Origin of the sequence: Rhodococcus sp. 66b (assembly GCF_002076325.1) — a bacterium.
Taxonomy (GTDB): Bacteria; Actinomycetota; Actinomycetes; order Mycobacteriales; family Mycobacteriaceae; genus Rhodococcus_F; species Rhodococcus_F erythropolis.
On sequence record NZ_MUZB01000021.1, the window covers coordinates 1 to 18,101 of the forward strand.

The 18,101-nt window shown below is 63.7% G+C and carries 17 protein-coding genes and 1 rRNA gene; all 18 read left to right on the top strand.

Annotated features, from left to right (window positions below; all coding sequences use genetic code 11):
* Positions 1–75: ribosomal RNA gene (rrf, locus tag B0E55_RS32685) — 5S ribosomal RNA — on the top strand; the annotation flags it as partial.
* Positions 76–136: 61 nt separating this feature from the next.
* The gene (locus B0E55_RS28415) at positions 137–1,078 is read left to right on the top strand and encodes a hypothetical protein (RefSeq protein ID WP_073513327.1); all 942 of its coding nucleotides are present in this window, start codon (positions 137–139) and stop codon (positions 1,076–1,078) included.
* On the top strand, positions 1,075–2,058 hold the full coding sequence (locus tag B0E55_RS28420; protein ID WP_080910929.1) for an HAD-IIA family hydrolase: 984 nt from the start codon (positions 1,075–1,077) through the stop codon (positions 2,056–2,058). The genes B0E55_RS28415 and B0E55_RS28420 overlap by 4 nt, the downstream gene beginning before the upstream one ends.
* 76 nt (positions 2,059–2,134) lie before the next feature.
* Positions 2,135–2,377, top strand: a complete 243-nt coding sequence (locus B0E55_RS28425; protein ID WP_019748595.1) for a hypothetical protein — start codon at positions 2,135–2,137, stop codon at positions 2,375–2,377.
* A gap of 1 nt (position 2,378) precedes the next feature.
* A complete protein-coding gene (locus tag B0E55_RS28430) occupies positions 2,379–3,236 on the top strand; it encodes a TlyA family RNA methyltransferase (protein ID WP_020907870.1) in 858 nt (285 codons plus the stop codon).
* A complete protein-coding gene (locus B0E55_RS28435) occupies positions 3,233–4,180 on the top strand; it encodes an NAD kinase (RefSeq protein ID WP_019748593.1) in 948 nt (315 codons plus the stop codon). The genes B0E55_RS28430 and B0E55_RS28435 overlap by 4 nt, the downstream gene beginning before the upstream one ends.
* A 2-nt stretch (positions 4,181–4,182) precedes the next feature.
* Positions 4,183–5,961: a DNA repair protein RecN gene (gene recN / locus B0E55_RS28440; protein ID WP_080910930.1), complete on the top strand. Its 1,779-nt coding sequence runs from the start codon at positions 4,183–4,185 to the stop codon at positions 5,959–5,961.
* A gap of 86 nt (positions 5,962–6,047) precedes the next feature.
* Positions 6,048–7,232, top strand: a complete 1,185-nt coding sequence (gene steA, locus B0E55_RS28445; RefSeq protein ID WP_020907868.1) for a putative cytokinetic ring protein SteA — start codon at positions 6,048–6,050, stop codon at positions 7,230–7,232.
* Positions 7,229–8,182 carry a copper transporter gene (locus B0E55_RS28450; RefSeq protein ID WP_019748590.1) on the top strand — a complete coding sequence of 318 codons (954 nt, stop codon included), beginning with the start codon at positions 7,229–7,231 and terminating at the stop codon, positions 8,180–8,182. Before steA ends, B0E55_RS28450 begins: the two co-directional genes overlap by 4 nt.
* 156 nt (positions 8,183–8,338) lie before the next feature.
* Positions 8,339–10,099 (top strand): CTP synthase, encoded by a 1,761-nt coding sequence (locus B0E55_RS28455; RefSeq protein ID WP_029255445.1) that lies wholly within the window; start codon positions 8,339–8,341, stop codon positions 10,097–10,099.
* 6 nt (positions 10,100–10,105) lie between these two features.
* Positions 10,106–10,738, top strand: a complete 633-nt coding sequence (locus B0E55_RS28460) for an NUDIX domain-containing protein (RefSeq protein ID WP_020907867.1) — start codon at positions 10,106–10,108, stop codon at positions 10,736–10,738.
* A gap of 1 nt (position 10,739) precedes the next feature.
* A complete protein-coding gene (gene xerD / locus B0E55_RS28465) occupies positions 10,740–11,663 on the top strand; it encodes a site-specific tyrosine recombinase XerD (protein ID WP_080910931.1) in 924 nt (307 codons plus the stop codon).
* A 143-nt stretch (positions 11,664–11,806) separates the two neighbouring features.
* Positions 11,807–12,820, top strand: coding sequence for a ParA family protein (locus tag B0E55_RS28470; protein ID WP_020969711.1), 1,014 nt, complete (start codon positions 11,807–11,809; stop codon positions 12,818–12,820).
* Entirely contained in the window at positions 12,820–13,692 is an 873-nt protein-coding gene (locus B0E55_RS28475; protein WP_108912748.1) for a segregation and condensation protein A, read from the top strand. The genes B0E55_RS28470 and B0E55_RS28475 overlap by 1 nt, the downstream gene beginning before the upstream one ends.
* A complete protein-coding gene (gene scpB / locus B0E55_RS28480) occupies positions 13,689–14,417 on the top strand; it encodes an SMC-Scp complex subunit ScpB (protein ID WP_080910932.1) in 729 nt (242 codons plus the stop codon). Before B0E55_RS28475 ends, scpB begins: the two co-directional genes overlap by 4 nt.
* A 77-nt stretch (positions 14,418–14,494) precedes the next feature.
* Complete coding sequence (locus B0E55_RS28485) at positions 14,495–15,940, top strand: pseudouridine synthase (RefSeq protein WP_080910933.1); 1,446 nt, start codon at positions 14,495–14,497, stop codon at positions 15,938–15,940.
* Positions 15,941–15,951: 11 nt separating this feature from the next.
* Positions 15,952–16,632 carry a (d)CMP kinase gene (cmk, locus tag B0E55_RS28490; RefSeq protein ID WP_198538465.1) on the top strand — a complete coding sequence of 227 codons (681 nt, stop codon included), beginning with the start codon at positions 15,952–15,954 and terminating at the stop codon, positions 16,630–16,632.
* Positions 16,629–18,056, top strand: coding sequence for a ribosome biogenesis GTPase Der (gene der, locus B0E55_RS28495; protein WP_003946199.1), 1,428 nt, complete (start codon positions 16,629–16,631; stop codon positions 18,054–18,056). Before cmk ends, der begins: the two co-directional genes overlap by 4 nt.
* Positions 18,057–18,101: the final 45 nt, after the last annotated feature.

The window sequence follows — 18,101 nt, forward strand, 5'->3', positions numbered from 1 at the left end:
AACCCGGAAGCTAAGCCCTTCAGCGCCGATGGTACTGCACTCGACAGGGTGTGGGAGAGTAGGACACCGCCGAACACCCGTTAACCGAAAGGGGACCCAACATATTGGGTCCCCTTTCGTGCGTTGTATGAGAGGAATGACTGTGTCGGAGAATGGCGACGAGCGTCGGTCCTTCCGTGGGGGAGGAGCGCCTCGATCAGGTGGCCCCCGTCGTGACAACGACGGGCGTGGATCACGCGGCGCTGCAGGCGGAGACCGCCGCGGTGGTGCCGGAGACAACAACCGTGGCGGTGCTGGAAACAGTAACCGTGGCGGCGGATTCAACGGCGGACAGCGTCGCGGCGGCGAGGGTGGGTTCACCCCTCGTGGACGCGACGGCGACCGCAACCGTCAGCAAGCACGACCTGACGAACCGGATTTGCCCGACAACGTAGAGCCCACCGAGTTGGACCCGGCCGTGCGTCGGGATCTGCTCAGCCTCGACAAGGACAACGCCAACACAGTTGCGCGTCACCTCGTCATGGCAGGCAAGCTTGTCGACGAAGACCCGGAACTTGCACTGCTCCACGCGCGCGCTGCTCGTCAGCGCGCCGGCCGAATTGCGGTCGTTCGTGAAGCTGCTGGAATCACCGCGTACCACGCCGGTGAATGGGCTGAAGCTCTCTCCGAGCTTCGCGCTGCCCGACGAATGGCTGGTGGACCGGGTCTGATCGCTGTCATGGCCGACTGCGAACGCGGTTTGGGTCGACCCGAACGCGCCATCGAGCTCGGCCGTAGCGACGAGGCTGCCCTGCTTTCCGGCGACGAGGCTTCGGAGTTGAGGATCGTGGTCGCCGGCGCCCGCATGGATCTCGGTCAGTTCGATCAGGCAGTTGTCACACTGCAGACCAAGGATCTTGACGCAGCGCGTACCGGTGAAGCGGCGGCTCGGCTTTTCTATGCGTACGCTGATGCCCTCGTTGCAGCAGGTCGTGTCGAAGACGGATTGAAGTGGTTCCTCAATGCTGCAGCTGCAGACCTCGAGGGTGACACGGATGCTGAAGAACGGGTGGCCGAGTTGACCGGAGAAGATCAGTGACCGTGCTTCGTACTCAGTACGACGTACTTTTGCTCGATCTCGACGGCACGCTGTACGCCGGAGCTCATGCGATTCCCGGCACCCAGGCTGCGTTGGGTCAGGGTACGCAGGCTCTGTACTACGTGACCAACAATGCGAGTCGCTCGCCTTCGGCAGTGTCCGCGCATCTGACCGAACTCGGTTTCGATTCCGAAGACGATCGCGTGGTCACCAGTTCTCAAACGGCGGTGCGCCTGTTGGCTGAGCGTCTCGAACCCGGTGCCGCCGTACTTGTCGTCGGTACCGACGCATTGGCCGACGAGGTGACACGCGTCGGGTTGTTTCCGGTGCGCGAATTCGCGGATTCCCCGGTTGCAGTCGTCCAAGGACATTCGACGGAGACCAACTGGTCGATCCTCGCCGAGGCATGCTTGGCGATCAGGGCCGGGGCGCTGTGGGTGGCTGCGAACCTGGACACCACACTGCCGTCGGAACGAGGTTTGGTGCTCGGCAACGGCTCGATGGTGGCGGCTCTGCGCGCCGCCACGAGGCAGGAACCCTTGGTGGCAGGCAAGCCTGCTGCTCCGCTGATGGAGGATGCGCTTGCACGCAGTGGGTGCTCGCGTCCACTGGTCGTCGGTGATCGCTTGGACACTGATATCGAAGGCGCACATGCTGTTTCGATCGACTCACTGTTGGTACTGACCGGTGTGAGCACGCCGGGCGACGTACTGCGGGCTCCGATTGAGCAGCGCCCCACCTACATTGCAGCAACTCTGGATTCGCTCAATCAGCCGGCCGTCGAATCGCTGGTCGGTGCGGACTCCAAGTGGTCTGTCTCCGTGAACGGGTCGGCACTGGTCGTCGATGGCCCGGTTGTCGGGGACGAAATGTCACTTCTACGTGCGGTTGCGCCTGTCGCATGGGCTAATCCGTCGTTCCAGACGCTGGAAGCGTCGGATGCCGGCGTGGCGGATCTGTTTGCTTCCTGGCTGGTCTGATTTCTCGCATATGTGTTCGACTCGCGGGGGTGCGGGTGTATGCGCAACCGAGAGTCATGCACTAACGTTGTGCCCGATGAGCACGCCGACACCGCACCCCGGAAACTCGAGCAACGGATCACCGCTGCCCGGGTCACGCCCTACCGTCGATCCGGAACGAATACGTTCTGACGTCGACGGTTTGCTGGCACGCCTCGGCGGCATCGAACACGATCCGAACGATCATCACGGAGCAGGTGTGATTCCGCAGAAGGCACATATTTTGGAACAGGCACACGAGGTGCTCGTCCAGGCACTCGCCTCTGTGGACAGGGCTTGACGTGGCACGTAGAGCACGGGTGGACGCCGAATTGGTCCGTCGCGGTCTGGCACGATCGAGAGATCATGCGCAAGAACTGATCTCCGCGGGCCGAGTTCTCATTTCCGGAGCCGTTGCGACCAAGCCTGCGACGGCGATCGAAGCCGGAACGCCGCTTCGGGTCGTCGAGGTGGAGCAGGAAGTCTCGTGGGCGTCGCGCGGTGCTCACAAACTGATCGGTGCCCTTGACGCCTTCGGTACCGAAGGATTGACGGTCGAAGGTCGCCGGTGCCTCGACGCCGGCGCTTCCACCGGCGGGTTCACGGACGTTCTGCTGACACGCGGTGCGAAGGAAGTTGTCGCCGTCGACGTCGGTTACGGCCAATTGGTGTGGCGCCTGCAGTCCGACGACCGAGTGCATGTCATCGACCGAACCAATGTTCGCGCTATCGATGCCGAGACGATCGGCGGAACTGTCGATCTCGTTGTCGCGGACCTGTCGTTCATCTCTCTCAAACTGGTACTCGGGGCGTTTGTCGCCTGTACCGCTGACGGCGCGGACCTGGTTCCGATGGTCAAGCCTCAGTTCGAGGTGGGCAAGGACCGCGTCGGTGCCGGTGGCGTCGTACGAGATCCGGAATTGCGAATCTCCGCTGTGCTCGACGTGTCGGAGGCTGCTGCAAAGGTAGGTCTGCGGACGTTAGGTGTCGTGGCCAGCCCATTGCCCGGTCCGTCGGGAAATGTCGAGTATTTCCTGTGGCTTCGAAAGACGGGTACATCCGGCGACGAAGAGACGGATACCGACGCCGAGACGAACACCGAGGGAATTCCTACGGTGGAGGACATGATTCGCAAGGCTGTAGAGGAAGGGCCCCAGTGAACGCGGTCACGAACGGCGAGTCGCGCGAGATCCTTCTTGTCGCACACCCTGGTCGACGTGACATCACGGAAACTGCCAAGCGGGTCGGGAAGATCTTCGAGCGCGCGGGAATTGGACTGCGAGTCCTCGTCGACGAAGCAGACAGCTCGCGCATCGAAGCAATGACGGAACCAGAGGGTTTCTCTGCGCCGGGTCTCGACGTCACGGTTGTTCATCCCGGCCCTGATGCTGCCGTTGGATGCGAGTTGGTACTTGTTCTCGGTGGCGACGGCACGTTTCTGCGCGCCGCCGAACTCGCTCAAGAAGCGTCCATTCCTGTACTGGGCATCAACCTCGGACGGATCGGATTTCTGGCAGAGACCGAGGCCGAGCATCTCGACGAGGCTCTCGCACAGGTAGTTCGCAAGGAATATCGCGTCGAGTCCCGTATGACACTCGACGTCGTGATTCGGGTGGACGACGAGATCATCGACCGCGGGTGGGCGCTCAACGAGGCCAGTATCGAGAACCGTTCGCGTCTGGGAGTTCTCGAAGTTGTCCTCGAAGTCGATGGCAGACCGGTGTCTGCGTTCGGTTGCGACGGTGTTCTCGTGTCCACTCCCACAGGCTCGACCGCTTATGCATTTTCCGCAGGCGGCCCCGTCGTGTGGCCCGAACTCGAAGCATTGCTCGTCGTACCCAGCAACGCGCACGCGCTGTTCGCGCGGCCGTTGGTCACCAGCCCGAATTCGATCATCGCGGTGGAGACCGTCGCCGGTAGCCACGACGGCCTGGTCTTCTGCGACGGCCGTCGTACGTTGGAACTGCCTGCCGGCGCTCGCGTCGAGATCGTTCGCGGCGCCACTCCCGTCAAGTGGGTCCGGTTGGACTCTGCGCCTTTCGCTGATCGGATGGTTCGCAAGTTCGAGCTTCCGGTTACCGGATGGCGAGGAAGGAAGCCTTAATCGTGCTCGCAGAGATCCGTATCGACAGTCTTGGTGTGATCTCCGAGGCCAGCGCCCAGTTTCACGAGGGCCTGACCGTCCTGACCGGTGAAACCGGCGCAGGTAAAACGATGGTCGTCACCAGCTTGCACCTCCTCAGCGGAGCGCGAGCGGATGCCGGTCGAGTGCGGTTGGGCGCGTCGCGGGCCGTTGTCGAAGGACGATTCATCGCCGACGACGTCTCGCCGGCCACCGAGCGTGAGATCGTCCGAATCCTGGAATCGTCCGGCGCCGAGCGCGACGAGGACGGGACCATCATCGCTGTTCGGACAGTCGGCAGCGATGGGCGGTCACGGGCTCATCTCGGCGGACGAAGCGTGCCGGCGGGAGTTCTCTCCGAATTCACGGACCCACTTCTGACTGTCCACGGACAGAACGATCAGCTGCGATTGCTTCGTCCCGACCAGCAACGCAACGCGCTGGACCGCTTCGGGGACAAGGCAATCGGAACGCTGCTGACGAGGTACCGCAAACACCGTCGTGAGTGGCTCGATGCTCGTTCGGAATTGATCGAGCGCACGTCGAAGGCTCGTGAACTGGCGCAAGAAGCAGATCAGTTGACCTTCGCGCTCAACGAAATCGACGGCGTGGCACCCGAGCCCGGCGAGGACACGGCGATCGTTGCCGAAGTTCGTCGACTCAGTGAACTCGATTCGCTCCGCTCCGCTGCCGAAGAGGCGCACGCTGCGCTCGCCGGTAATGACGACATGGCAAGCGGCGACGTCGGTGTCATGCCGGCGCTAGACCTGATGTCCGAAGCGAGGGCGCGCATCGAGTCGGTCACCGACGCCGATCTGGATGGCCTCGGTTCCCTGTTGGCCGACGCTATTGCCGTCGTCACCGACGTTGCCGGTGACCTGAACACCTACCTGTCCGGGCTGCCCGCAGACCCGGGTGCTCTGGACTCTTTGTTGTCGCGGCAATCGGAACTGAAGACTCTGACTCGCAAGTACGCCGCCGATGTCGACGGTGTTCTCGAATGGGCAGATACTGCTCGCGCTCGTCTATCCAAACTCGACGTGTCCTCGGATGCGTTGTCACTGTTGGCCAAGCAGGTCGAGGAGACGGCTGGTCTGACCGCGGAGGCAGCTACCAAGCTGAGCGCCGCGCGAGTCAAGGCGGCGGCAAAGCTCGCCAAAGCCGTCAGCGCGGAACTCGCCGGTCTGGCGATGGGACGTGCGGGCCTTGAGGTGACTGTGCGTTCGCAGCCTGCCGGCCCGCAGGACTCGGCGCCGCTCAGTGTCGGGGGAGTAGACCTGCATGCCGGGTCGGCCGGCGTCGACGACGTGGAATTTCGCCTGTCAGCGCACAGTGGGGCACCTTCACTTCCGATCAGCAAGAGCGCTTCGGGTGGTGAGCTGTCACGCGTCATGCTGGCGCTGGAGGTTGTTCTCGCTGGTAGCGACACCGGTGCGACGATGGTTTTCGACGAGGTGGACGCGGGGGTCGGTGGCCGCGCTGCTGTCGAGATCGGCCGCCGATTGGCGAAACTTGCTCGCACGCATCAGGTTATCGTTGTCACCCACCTTCCGCAGGTTGCTGCGTTTGCCGACACCCACCTCGTGGTGGACAAGGTCGACGACAAAGGCGGAGTGGTGAGCAGTGGCGTGCGGACCTTGTCGGATTCGGATCGGGTGGTCGAATTGGCCCGTATGTTGGCAGGGCTGGACGACACCGAAACCGGTCGTGCGCACGCCGAAGAACTGCTCGAGATCGCGAATGCGGCCCGCGTCACAGATTGAAGGTTCTGTGGTGTTGGTGTGACTGATGTGGTAGTTGTCGGCGCGCCTCCACCGGTCAACGCGGTTTCAGGTTCATCATCGAAGCCATGAAGATGCCCGGATTGCTCTCACGTAACACCGAATCCTTGCCTGGGATCAGTGGCATCGCCAGGGCCGATCGGAACACGGCGAAGCTTCTGCGCCGTGTCGGTCCTGGAGACATCGTGATCCTCGACGAAATCGACATCGATCGCCGGACCGCCGATGCTCTGGTGAAAGCCGGAGTCATGGCCGTGGTCAACGCGTCGCCGTCGATTTCGGGGCGGTACCCCAACCTCGGACCGGAAGTGATCGTCGCCAACGACATCGTTCTGATCGATGCCGTCGACGGTGATGTCTTCAAGAACATCAAGGACGGAAGCAAGATCCGCCTGCACGAGGGCGAGATCTTCAACGGCGAGAAGAGCCTCGTCAAGGGCGAAGAGCAGACCGAGGCCGAAATCTCCGACCGGATGATCGAGGCCAAGACCGGCCTGGTCGATCACTTGGAAGCGTTCTCGGGTAACACCATCGAGTTCATCCGCACCGAAAGCCCGTTGCTCATCGACGGAATCGGTGTTCCGGACATCGATATCGACTTGAAGGACCGCCATGTCGTGGTCGTCTCCGACGGCCCCGAACGCGAGACCGATCTGAAGAACCTCAAGCCCTTCATCAAGGAGTATTCGCCGATCTTGATCGGTGTCGGCGCAGGTGCGGACGTGTTGAGCAAGGCCGGATACCGCCCCGATCTGATCGTGGGCGACCCGGAGGAAATCACCAGTTCCACGCTCAAGTCCGGCGCGGAAGTTGTTCTGCCTGCAGACCAGGACGGTCATGCGGCGGGGCTTTCCCGAATCCAGGATCTCGGTATCGGGGCGATGACGTTCCCGGCGACCTGCTCACCGACCGACCTTGCCCTGCTGCTTGCCGATCACCACGGAGCTTCACTGATCGTGACGGTCGGCAACGTGGTGTCCTTGGACGAGTTCTTCGACCGTGGGCGTCGTGAAAGCAATCCGTCGGCGTTCATGACACGGCTCAAGGTTGGACCGAAACTGGTCGATGCCAAGGCTGTGGCAACGCTGTATCGAAGTCGAGTGTCCGGCGGCGCGATCGCGCTCCTGGTGCTCGCCGCCCTGGTGGCAGTGATCGTCGCCCTGGTCGTGTCCAATGCCGGTAGTGAAGTTCTCGACTGGGCAATCGCAACGTGGAACAGCTTCGCGCTGTGGGTTCAGGGGCTCTTCAAGTGATTTCGATGCGTCAACATGCAATTTCCATAGCGGCAATCTTTCTGGCACTCGCGATCGGCGTGGTGCTCGGTTCCGGAATGCTGTCGAGTGGATTGCTGTCCGGTCTGCGTGACGACAAAGCGGACCTGCAGAACGAGATCGAAGACCTCAATCAACAGTCCAATCAGCTTCAGCAGCAACTCAATTCCGCGGACGGCTTCGATGCCGCTGTCGGCGGTCGCGTCGTGCGTGACAGTCTCGCTGGTCGCACCGTCGTCGTCATCACGGCACCGGACGCGGATCCCAGTGATCTCGACGGTGTCAACCGACTCGTCACTGCCGCCGGCGGCGCCGTGACCGGACGCGTCTCGCTCACCGATTCGTTTGTCGACGCCACCGGCGGTGACCGCTTGCGGACCGTCGTCACCAATGTCATCCCTGCGGGGATCACCCTCAAGACCGGTGCGGTCGATCAGGGCAGTCTCGCGGGTGATCTGCTCGGTTCGGTTCTGCTTCTCAACGGGCAGAACAGCGAACCGCAGAGCACTCCGGACGAGATGAATCTCGCGCTCGACTCGCTGCGTAGCGCCGGTTTCATCAGCTACGACGACGGAGCGGTCAAGCCGGCTCAGCTCGCCGTGGTTCTCACCGGCGACAACAAGAGTGAATCCGACGCAGCCACGGGTAACCGCGGCGCCGTCATCGCCCGGTTTGCCGGTGCTCTCGACGGACGCGGCGCAGGAACGATTCTCGCGGGCCGGCCTGGCTCGGCCGAGGGCAGTGGTCCGGTTGCCGTTGCACGTGCGGACGCGGCGCTCTCAGCGGGCTTGACGACCATCGACAACATCGACCGGGAATCGGGCAAGATCACGACGCCGTTGGCACTTCAGGAACAGTTGAACGGCGGCGCCGGCCGCTACGGCACGGGACCGGGAGCGGCGGCGGTTACCGTCGGCGCACCCACCAACTGAACACCCCGGTATTGATACGCCGGTCACATCGGGGGCGGAAAGTCGGCGCGTTGTAGGCACCGACCCCCGATAGGTGTTACCGTGAAATCCCGTGGGTCGGCAGGCCCCAGCATGCTTCATCAGACCAAGCCCTGCACAGTCGTCACGGGAGCCCCTTTGCCACAGTCACGCACTAACACGCGTACCGCCACCAAGCACATCTTCGTCAGCGGAGGTGTAGCTTCCTCGCTCGGCAAAGGTTTGACCGCCTCGAGCCTGGGACAGTTGTTGACCGCGCGGGGAATGCGCGTGACCATGCAGAAGCTCGATCCCTATCTCAATGTGGATCCGGGCACCATGAACCCCTTCCAGCACGGCGAGGTTTTCGTCACCGAAGACGGTGCCGAGACCGACCTCGACGTCGGGCACTACGAGCGGTTCCTCGACCGTGACCTATCCGGTCAGGCGAACGTCACCACCGGCCAGGTGTACTCGACGGTCATCGCCAAGGAACGTCGTGGCGAGTACCTCGGTGACACCGTTCAGGTCATCCCGCACATCACCGACGAGATCAAGCGTCGCATCCTCGAGATGAGCGGCCCGGATCTGCAGGGACACCGCCCGGATGTCGTGATCACCGAAATCGGTGGAACCGTCGGCGACATCGAATCGCAGCCCTTCCTCGAAGCCGCTCGCCAGGTCCGCCACGACGTCGGCCGCGACAACGTCTTCTTCCTGCACGTCTCCCTCGTGCCGTACCTCGGCCCCTCCGGAGAACTCAAGACCAAGCCCACGCAGCACTCGGTTGCGTCGTTGCGCAGCATCGGCATTCAGCCCGACGCGCTGATCCTTCGTTGCGATCGTGACGTTCCGCAGGGCCTCAAGAACAAGATCGCGCTGATGTGCGACGTGGACGTCGACGCCTGCATCTCGACGCCCGACGCTCCCTCGATCTACGACATCCCGAAGGTTCTGCACCGTGAGGGCCTCGACGCCTACGTCGTTCGCCAGCTCGGTCTCCCGTTCCGCGACGTCGACTGGACCGTGTGGGGCAACCTCCTCGATCGTGTTCACCAGCCGCGTGAGACCGTGCGGGTCGCGTTGGTCGGCAAGTACGTCGACCTGCCCGACGCATACCTCTCCGTCACCGAGGCTCTGCGCGCCGGTGGATTCGCGAACCGGTCCAAGGTCGAGATCTCCTGGGTCCCGTCGGACGCCTGTGAGACCGAAGCCGGAGCGCAGGCCGCTCTCGGTGACGTCGACGGTGTTCTGATCCCGGGCGGCTTCGGCATCCGCGGCATCGAGGGCAAGCTCGGCGCGATCCGTTTCGCACGTGCACGCAAGCTGCCGCTGCTGGGTCTGTGTCTGGGTCTGCAGTGCGTCGTCATCGAAGCTGCTCGCAGCGTCGGCCTCGACGATGCCAACTCGGCCGAGTTCGAGCCGGACACCAAGCACCCGGTCATCTCCACGATGGCTGATCAGGAAGACGTCATCGCCGGTGACGCCGACCTCGGTGGCACAATGCGTCTGGGTGCTTACCCGGCCGTGCTGACCAAGGGTTCCGTCGTCGCTCAGGCCTACGGAACCGAGGACGTCTCCGAGCGTCACCGTCACCGCTACGAGGTCAACAACACGTACCGCGACCGGATTGCCAAGTCCGGCTTGCAGTTCAGCGGAACCTCGCCGGACGGTCACCTGGTCGAGTTCGTCGAGTACCCGCGTGAGCAGCATCCGTTCTTCGTTGCCACCCAGGCACACCCGGAGCTCAAGAGCCGCCCGACGCGCCCGCACCCGCTGTTCGCCGCCTTCGTCGAAGCAGCGTTGACGTACAAGCTCGAAGAGCGCCTGCCCGTCGACGTCCACGGTGACGAGAAAATCGACACCGCTGCCACCGAGACAGCGCTCGACGCTGCAGTCGAGAACGTGGAAAAGGTCTAGCCACAGATGAGCGATCCCGGTCGGCACGAATTCGACACCCTCGGCTCCAAGACGGTCTACACCGGCGCGATCATCGCGTTGCGCGTCGACACCGTTGCGATGCCTGGTGGTCAGCGTGCCGATCGGGAAGTCGTCGAACACCACGGCGCCGTTGCCGTCGTGGCACTGGACGAGCACGACAACCTGGTGCTGATTCACCAGTACCGTCACCCGCTCGGGCACCGGTTGTGGGAAATCCCTGCCGGTCTGCTCGACGCTGCGGGGGAGAGCCCGGTCGAGGCGGCAGCGCGCGAGCTGGGCGAAGAAACCGGACTCGGCGCCGATCGATGGTCGGTGCTGGTCGATGTAGCTCTCTCACCCGGGTTCACGGACGAGGCGGTTCGCGTCTTCCTCGCCGAGGGGCTGCACGAGGTGGAGCGCGACGATCCCGAACACGAAGAAGCCGATCTCGAGATTTCGCGAGTTCCGCTCGCCGACGCCGTCGACATGGCGCTGCGCGGCGACATCGTCAATGCCACCGCGGTATCGGGCATTCTCGCGATCGCTACCGCACGCTCGACGGGAAAGCCGCTACGCCCCGCCGACGCACCGTGGCCCGATCGTCCTCGCGCATTCGGAGAACGCAAGTCGCGAGCCTGAAGTGCTTGCCCGACAGGTGGACTCGTATCTCGACCATCTAGCGGTCGAGCGAGGATCTGCGCGCAACACTCTGCTTTCGTATCGCCGCGACCTGAATCGGTACGCGGAGTACCTGGACGGGCGCGGCATCGACGACGTCACGGGCGTGACGGAGAACGACGTCACCGAATTCGTGACACATTTGCGCCTGGGTGACAAAGATGCCGGAGTCGTACCGTTGGCGGCCAGTTCGGCTGCGAGGACCCTGATCGCGGTCCGCGGATTCCACAAGTTCTCCGCCGCCGAGGGCCTGGTCGGTGTCGATGTGGCTCGTACGGTCAAGCCGCCGACGCCCGGACGCAAGCTGCCCAAGGCTCTGCCGCTCGACGACGTGATCGCCCTACTCGACGCTTCGGGTGGCGGGGCGGCCGGTGACGGGCCCCGCGACCTGAGGGATCGCGCTCTGCTCGAGCTTCTGTACTCGACCGGAGCACGCATCACCGAGGCGATCGATCTGGACGTCGACGACATCGACACCGAAACCCGTTCCGTGCTGCTCAAGGGCAAGGGCGGCAAGCAGCGGATCGTCCCCGTCGGCAGGCCGGCGATCGCCGCCGTAGACGCGTATCTCGTCCGCGGGCGCCCCAGCCTCGCGACGCGTGGTGTTCCTGCCCTCTTTCTCAACGCTCGCGGGGGACGCCTCTCGCGTCAGAGTGCATGGCAGATTCTTCAGGACGCGGCCGCGTCGGCCGGGATCAAGGCGGACGTCTCACCCCATACGCTCAGGCACTCGTTTGCCACACACCTGCTCGACGGCGGCGCGGACGTACGCGTCGTGCAGGAACTTCTCGGTCACGCTTCGGTAACCACGACGCAGATCTACACACTGGTCACCGTCACAGCGCTGCGCGAAGTGTGGGCTCAGGCACACCCACGCGCCCGTTAGGCGTTGGTTGGCTCATGCGTGTCTGCGAGACCATTCGGTGATGTAAGCGGTAGCGTTCAAGGAGCGCGAGCGGCCTCCACCGCAGTTTCGGGGGTTTGCCGGCGCCGAGAGCAACCGCCGAAAGAGTAGGGGAGCATCGGACCGTGTCGACATCGCAGCCACCAGCGGCGGAGTCCGCGCCGCCGCATGTCAATGCCCAACTCTTCGAGCGCGTGAACGAATCAGCACCAGCTGTACCCTCCGAACCAGAGGCGATGTTCGAAATAGATACGACGCCAGTAGCCTCTCCACCTGCGGAAACCCCTGCTGTTTCCACGGAAGAACTCGGTCCGACGGGCCGGCCGGTCCGCGAGGTACCCCAACCGACACCGTTGGCGCACCACGGACCCGCGATGATCATCGCGATGTGCAACCAGAAGGGCGGCGTCGGCAAGACGACGTCGACCATCAACCTGGGCGCGTCGTTGGCCGAATACGGTCGCCGAGTGCTCTTGGTGGATCTCGATCCCCAAGGAGCGTTGTCTGCTGGTCTGGGCGTTCAGCATCACGACCTGGAACTGACCGTCCATAATCTCCTGGTCGAACCGCGTGTGTCCATCGACGACGTGTTGATGCGCACTCGGGTGGACGGTCTGGACCTGCTCCCCAGCAACATCGACCTTTCGGCCGCCGAGATTCAATTGGTCACCGAGGTCGGGCGTGAGCAGACTTTGGGGCGCGTGCTGCACCCGGTTCTCGATCGGTACGACTACGTGCTCATTGACTGCCAGCCGTCGCTTGGCCTGCTCACGGTGAATGCGCTGGCGTGCGCCGATTCGGTCATCATTCCGATGGAATGCGAGTACTTCAGCCTCCGCGGCCTGGCACTTCTCAACGACACCGTCGAAAAGGTGCACGACCGTCTCAATCCGAAGCTCGAGTTGGCCGGCATCGTCGTCACGATGTTCGACGCCCGGACCCTGCACGCTCGTGAGGTGATGGCGCGAGTGGTCGAGGTGTTCGGCGACGTCGTCTACGACACGGTGATCAACCGCACCGTTCGATTCCCCGAAACCAGCGTTGCCGGTGAGCCGATCACGACGTGGGCGCCGAAATCGGCTGGCGCCGAGGCATATCGAGCCTTGGCCCGCGAGGTCATTCACCGGTCTGGTCGTTAGTGGAACTGATTGCATCGCAAGAAGATCCGGTCGAAGTCGAGCCGGATTCGATCGATCCGAACGTGCCGACCGACGCTCAGACCGCAGCCAAGGCTGCCGGTTTTCGAGTCACTCTCCGGAACTTCGAAGGCCCGTTCGATCTGCTGTTGAACCTGATCAATCAACGGCAGCTCGACGTCACCGAAGTCGCCCTTCACACCGTCACGGACGATTTCATCGCGTACACCAAGGAACTCGGCAGTGCGATGGGCCTTGATCAGACGACGGAATTCCTGGTCGTCGCAGCTACGCTTCTGGATCTGAAAGCGGCCAGGTTGTTGCCCGCCGGGCAGGTCGAGGACGCGGAGGATCTGGCGCTTCTCGAAGCACGTGATCTTCTCTTCGCGAGACTGCTGCAGTACCGGGCGTACAAACAGGTTGCGGCGCTGTTCGGTGAGTTGGAGGAAGCAGCGCTGCGGCGCTATCCGCGCTCTGTTGCCGTCGAGGATCAGTTCACCGAACTCCTGCCCGAGGTGTTGTTGGGCGTCGACCCTCAGCGTTTTGCGGAGATCGCGGCGACGGTGTTCACACCGCGTCCGGTGCCGACAGTGGGCCTCGATCACCTCCATGTGTCCAATATCTCGATACCCGAACAAGCGGAGCGAATTCTCGAGTTGCTGCGCGAGCGAGGCATCGGGGAGTGGACACCCTTCGGGGACCTCGTCGCCGAGTGCGAAATCACCGTCGAGATAGTGGCAAGGTTTCTCGCATTGCTCGAGCTGTATCGCCGGCGGGTCATCGTGTTCGAGCAACCCGAGGCCCTCGGACCGCTGATGGTGAGTTGGACCGGAGACGACCCGGCCGCGCCGGTCACAGAGGAGGACTACGGATGAATGCCGAGCCGACGGAATCAGAGTCTTCGCAGCTAGACGAGATTATCGAGCCTACCGGCCCCGCCTTGGAGTCCGAAGAGTCTGCACCCGATTTCGACCTCGACGACGATCAACTCGACGCAGTGCTGGAGTCGCTTCTGCTTGTCGTGGATTCGCCGGCGGAAGTGAACCAACTCGCATCTGTCACCGGAACCGCGCCGGCGCGCGTCGAAGAACGCCTGACGTCGATGTCGGCCGCATTGACCGCTCGCGGCAGCGGAATGGACCTTCGCTACGCGGGCGACGGATGGCGTCTGTACACGCGACAAGAGTTTGCCCCGTACGTGGAAAAGCTGCTATTGGACGGCGCACGCACCAAATTGACCAGGGCGGCATTGGAAACTTTGGCCGTAGTCGCATACCGTCAACCGTTGACTCGTGCGCGGATCAGTGCGGTACGAGGCGTCAACGTGGACGGGGTGGTACGCACCCTCCTTGCCCGCGGACTGATCGCGGAAGCCGGGCCTGACCCGGACACCAACGCGACACGGTACTCCACGACCGAACTGTTCCTCGAACGGCTCGGGCTGGCCTCGCTCAGCGAGCTCCCGGAGTTGGCCCCGCTCTTGCCTGATGTCGATCTCATCGACGACATCAGCGAAAGCCTGGAATCCGATCCGCGATTTGCGAGAATGAACAAGGCAGACGTGCCCACTGAGGTAGTGGACACCGAAGTCGACGACTGACCGGAATACCGGCCGTCGTCAGCACCGAGAAAGACCCGACCACGCTCGGGAAACAGTAGAAAACTGACAGGAAAAAAGTGAACAATCCCGCTCGCCGAGATGGCACACCGGACCGTAACAACTCCCGCGACAACCGCGGCGCACGCAGCGATGCCCCCCGTGGTGGTCGCAGCGACGCCCCCCGCGGCGCACGTAGCGAAGCGCCCCGTGGTGGACGCAGCAACACTTCCCGCAGTACCTCCGGATACGACCGCAACGCCGGATCCGACCGTCCCCGCACGGACGACCGTCGCGGTGGATTCAATGATGACCGTCGCCCGCCGCGCAGCGATGACCGTCGCCCGCCGCGCAGCGATGACCGTCGCCCGCCGCGCAGCGATGACCGTCGCCCCGCACGTACCGACGACCGTCGTGGTGGCTACAACGACGACCGTCGCGGACCGCGCACTGACGACCGCCGCGGACCCCGCAGCGATGACCGCCGTACCCCCCACGTCGACGCCCGTCGCGCACCGCGCGGTGGCGCCGACCGTCGTAGTGACGATCAGCGCGGCGCACGCCCCGACGCTCCTCGTGGCGGCGCATGGTCGAACGCACCTCGTGGATCCAAGTTCGACGGACCTCCGCGCAAGCGCCCGGCAGCTCCCACACCGCCGGCGACCAACAAGCGTGGCAAGCCGAAGACCGAGAAGCCGCAGCGCGTGGTCTCTCAGAACCCGTTGGTGTCCAACGCCAAGCCGGCACGTCATCAGCACGCCGAGATCACCAAGCACGACGGCCCGCCGAAGGGCGACGGCGTCCGCTTGCAGAAGGTACTGGCTCAGGCCGGCGTCGCATCACGCCGTGCAGCTGAAGAGCTGATCGACCAGGGTCGCGTCGAGGTCGACGGCCGCATCGTGGTCGAGCAGGGTCTGCGTGTCGACCCCGAGAACGCAGTGGTTCGTGTCGACGGCGTCCGCGTCGTCGTGCAGAAGGACCTCGTCTACCTCGCGATGAATAAGCCGCGTGGCTGGCAGTGCACCATGTCCGACGATCTCGGTCGTCCGTGCGTCGGTGACATCGTCTCCGAGCGCGTTCAGTCGGGTCAGCGGCTCTTCCACGTCGGCCGTCTCGACGCCGACACCGAAGGCTTGCTCCTCTTCACCAACGACGGCGACTTGGCTCACCGCCTGATGCACCCGTCGTTCGAGGTTCCGAAGACGTACCTCGCCACGGTTCACGGCGTTGTCGAGCGCAGCACCGGCAAGCAGCTGCGTGACGGTGTCACTCTCGATGACGGTCCGGCCAAGGTGGACGCCTTCACCGTGCTCGAGATCAACGAGGGCAAGACGCTCGTCAAGCTCGTACTGCACGAGGGCCGTAAGCACATCGTGCGTCGCCTCCTCGATGCCGTCGGTCACCCCGTTGTCCGTCTGGTTCGCACCAACGTCGGAGTTGTCGCTCTCGGCGATCAGCGTCCGGGAACGCAGCGCGTCCTCGGACGTAGCGAGGTCGGTGGACTGTACGAGGCGGTCGGCCTGTGACCGATTCGTCCATGCCGCTGGTAGTCGCTATGGACGGACCGTCCGGAACCGGCAAGTCCAGCGTCTCTCGCGCGTTGGCGCAGCGTTTGGGTGCTCGCTACCTCGACACTGGAGCCATCTACCGGATCGCGACCCTGCACGTGCTTCGTCAGGGAATCGATCTGGCTGATTCCGCCGCGATCACCGCTGCCGTTGCGGCATTGCCGTGGTCCATCGGTACCGATCCAAGCAGTGAGCAGGTGCATCTCGACGGCGCGGACGTCAGTGAGGAGATCCGCGGCGACGCGGTCACCAAGGCTGTCTCCGCGGTCTCGGCTGTGCCCGAGGTTCGCGACCTGCTGGTCGCCACTCAGCGTGAGTTGGCGGCCGGTGCGGAGCGGATCGTCGTGGAAGGTCGCGACATCGGAACCGTCGTACTCCCCGATGCAGACGTCAAGATCTTCTTGACCGCATCGGCGGAAACCCGTGCGGCACGGCGCAATACGCAGAATGTCGGCCAAGGCCGTGAAGACAATTACGAAGCGGTGCTGGCTGATGTGCAGCGCCGTGACCATCTCGATTCGACTCGGGCAGTGTCGCCGTTGCGCCCTGCCGACGACTCCATTCTGGTGGATACGAGCGAATTGGGAATTGAAGATGTGATCGCCAAGTTGCTGTTGGTGGTCAGCGACAGAACTGGAGCAGTGCAGTGAGCGACGATCTGGTAACCGAATATGCCGGTGACGGAACTTGGTCCGAGGAATCGGAGTGGGATTACGCCGATCTCGAAGCGGACGGCGAAGGCGAAGCGCACATTGCCGTCCCGACCTTGGCTGTTGTCGGTCGACCGAACGTCGGCAAGTCGACGCTCGTCAACCGCATCATCGGCCGTCGTGAAGCGGTAGTCGAGGACATCCCCGGCGTTACCCGTGACCGCGTCTCGTACGAGGCGAACTGGGCCGGACGACGCTTCCTCGTCCAGGACACCGGCGGATGGGAACCCGACGCAAAGGGCCTTCAGCAGGCCGTTGCCCGTCAGGCCGAGTTGGCCATGGGAACGGCTGACGCCATTCTCCTGGTCGTCGACGCTGTTGTCGGCGCTACGGCGACGGACGAAGCTGTGGCTCGCGTGCTTCGCCGCTCGAAGACTCCGGTCATCCTCGTTGCCAACAAGGTAGACGACGGACGCACCGAGTCCGAGGTTGCAGCGCTGTGGTCCTTGGGCCTCGGTCAGCCGTACTCCGTGAGTGCGACCCACGGCCGCGGCACCGGCGACCTGCTCGACGAGGTTCTCGAGAAGCTGCCGGAAACCCCGCGTGAAGGTATCCCCGGCGGCGGTCCGCGTCGTGTTGCTCTCGTGGGAAAGCCGAATGTCGGAAAGTCCAGCTTGCTCAACAAGCTGTCCGGTGACGAGCGGTCCGTCGTGCACAATGTTGCCGGCACCACCGTCGACCCCGTCGACTCCATTGTCGAACTCGGCGGGCGCCCTTGGCGTTTCGTCGACACGGCTGGTCTGCGCAAGCGTGTCAGCCATGCCAGCGGTGCCGAGTTCTATGCGTCGCTGCGTACGAAGAGCGCGATCGAGGCCGCTGAGGTTGCGATCCTGCTGATCGACGCGCACGAGCCGATCACCGAGCAGGACCTGCGTGTTCTGAGCATGGTGGCCGACACGGGTCGTGCATTGGTGATCGCATTCAACAAGTGGGACCTCGTGGACGAGGACCGTCGACTCATGCTGGACAAGGAAGTGGACCGCGATCTGGTCCGCGTTCCGTGGGCTCAGCGAGTCAACATCTCCGCCCACACCGGTCGCGCCGTGGCGAAGCTCGTGCCGGCTCTCGACACGGCTCTGGAGTCCTGGGACAAGCGCATCCCCACGGGTCGCCTGAACACCTGGCTCAAGGAAGTTGTGGCAGCAACGCCGCCTCCGATGCGTGGTGGTCGCCTTCCTCGCATCATGTTCGCGACGCAGGCAAGCACGCGCCCGCCGACATTCGTTCTCTTCACCACGGGCTTCCTCGAGGCCGGCTACCGCCGCTTCATCGAGCGGCGTCTGCGTGAAGAGTTCAACTTCGATGGCAGCCCGATCCGCGTATCCGTGCGAGTGCGCGAGAAGCGTGACCGTAAGGGCCGCTGATTCTGCGTCCAATTTGGTACTGAAACGGCTCTGACCAGCCGATTG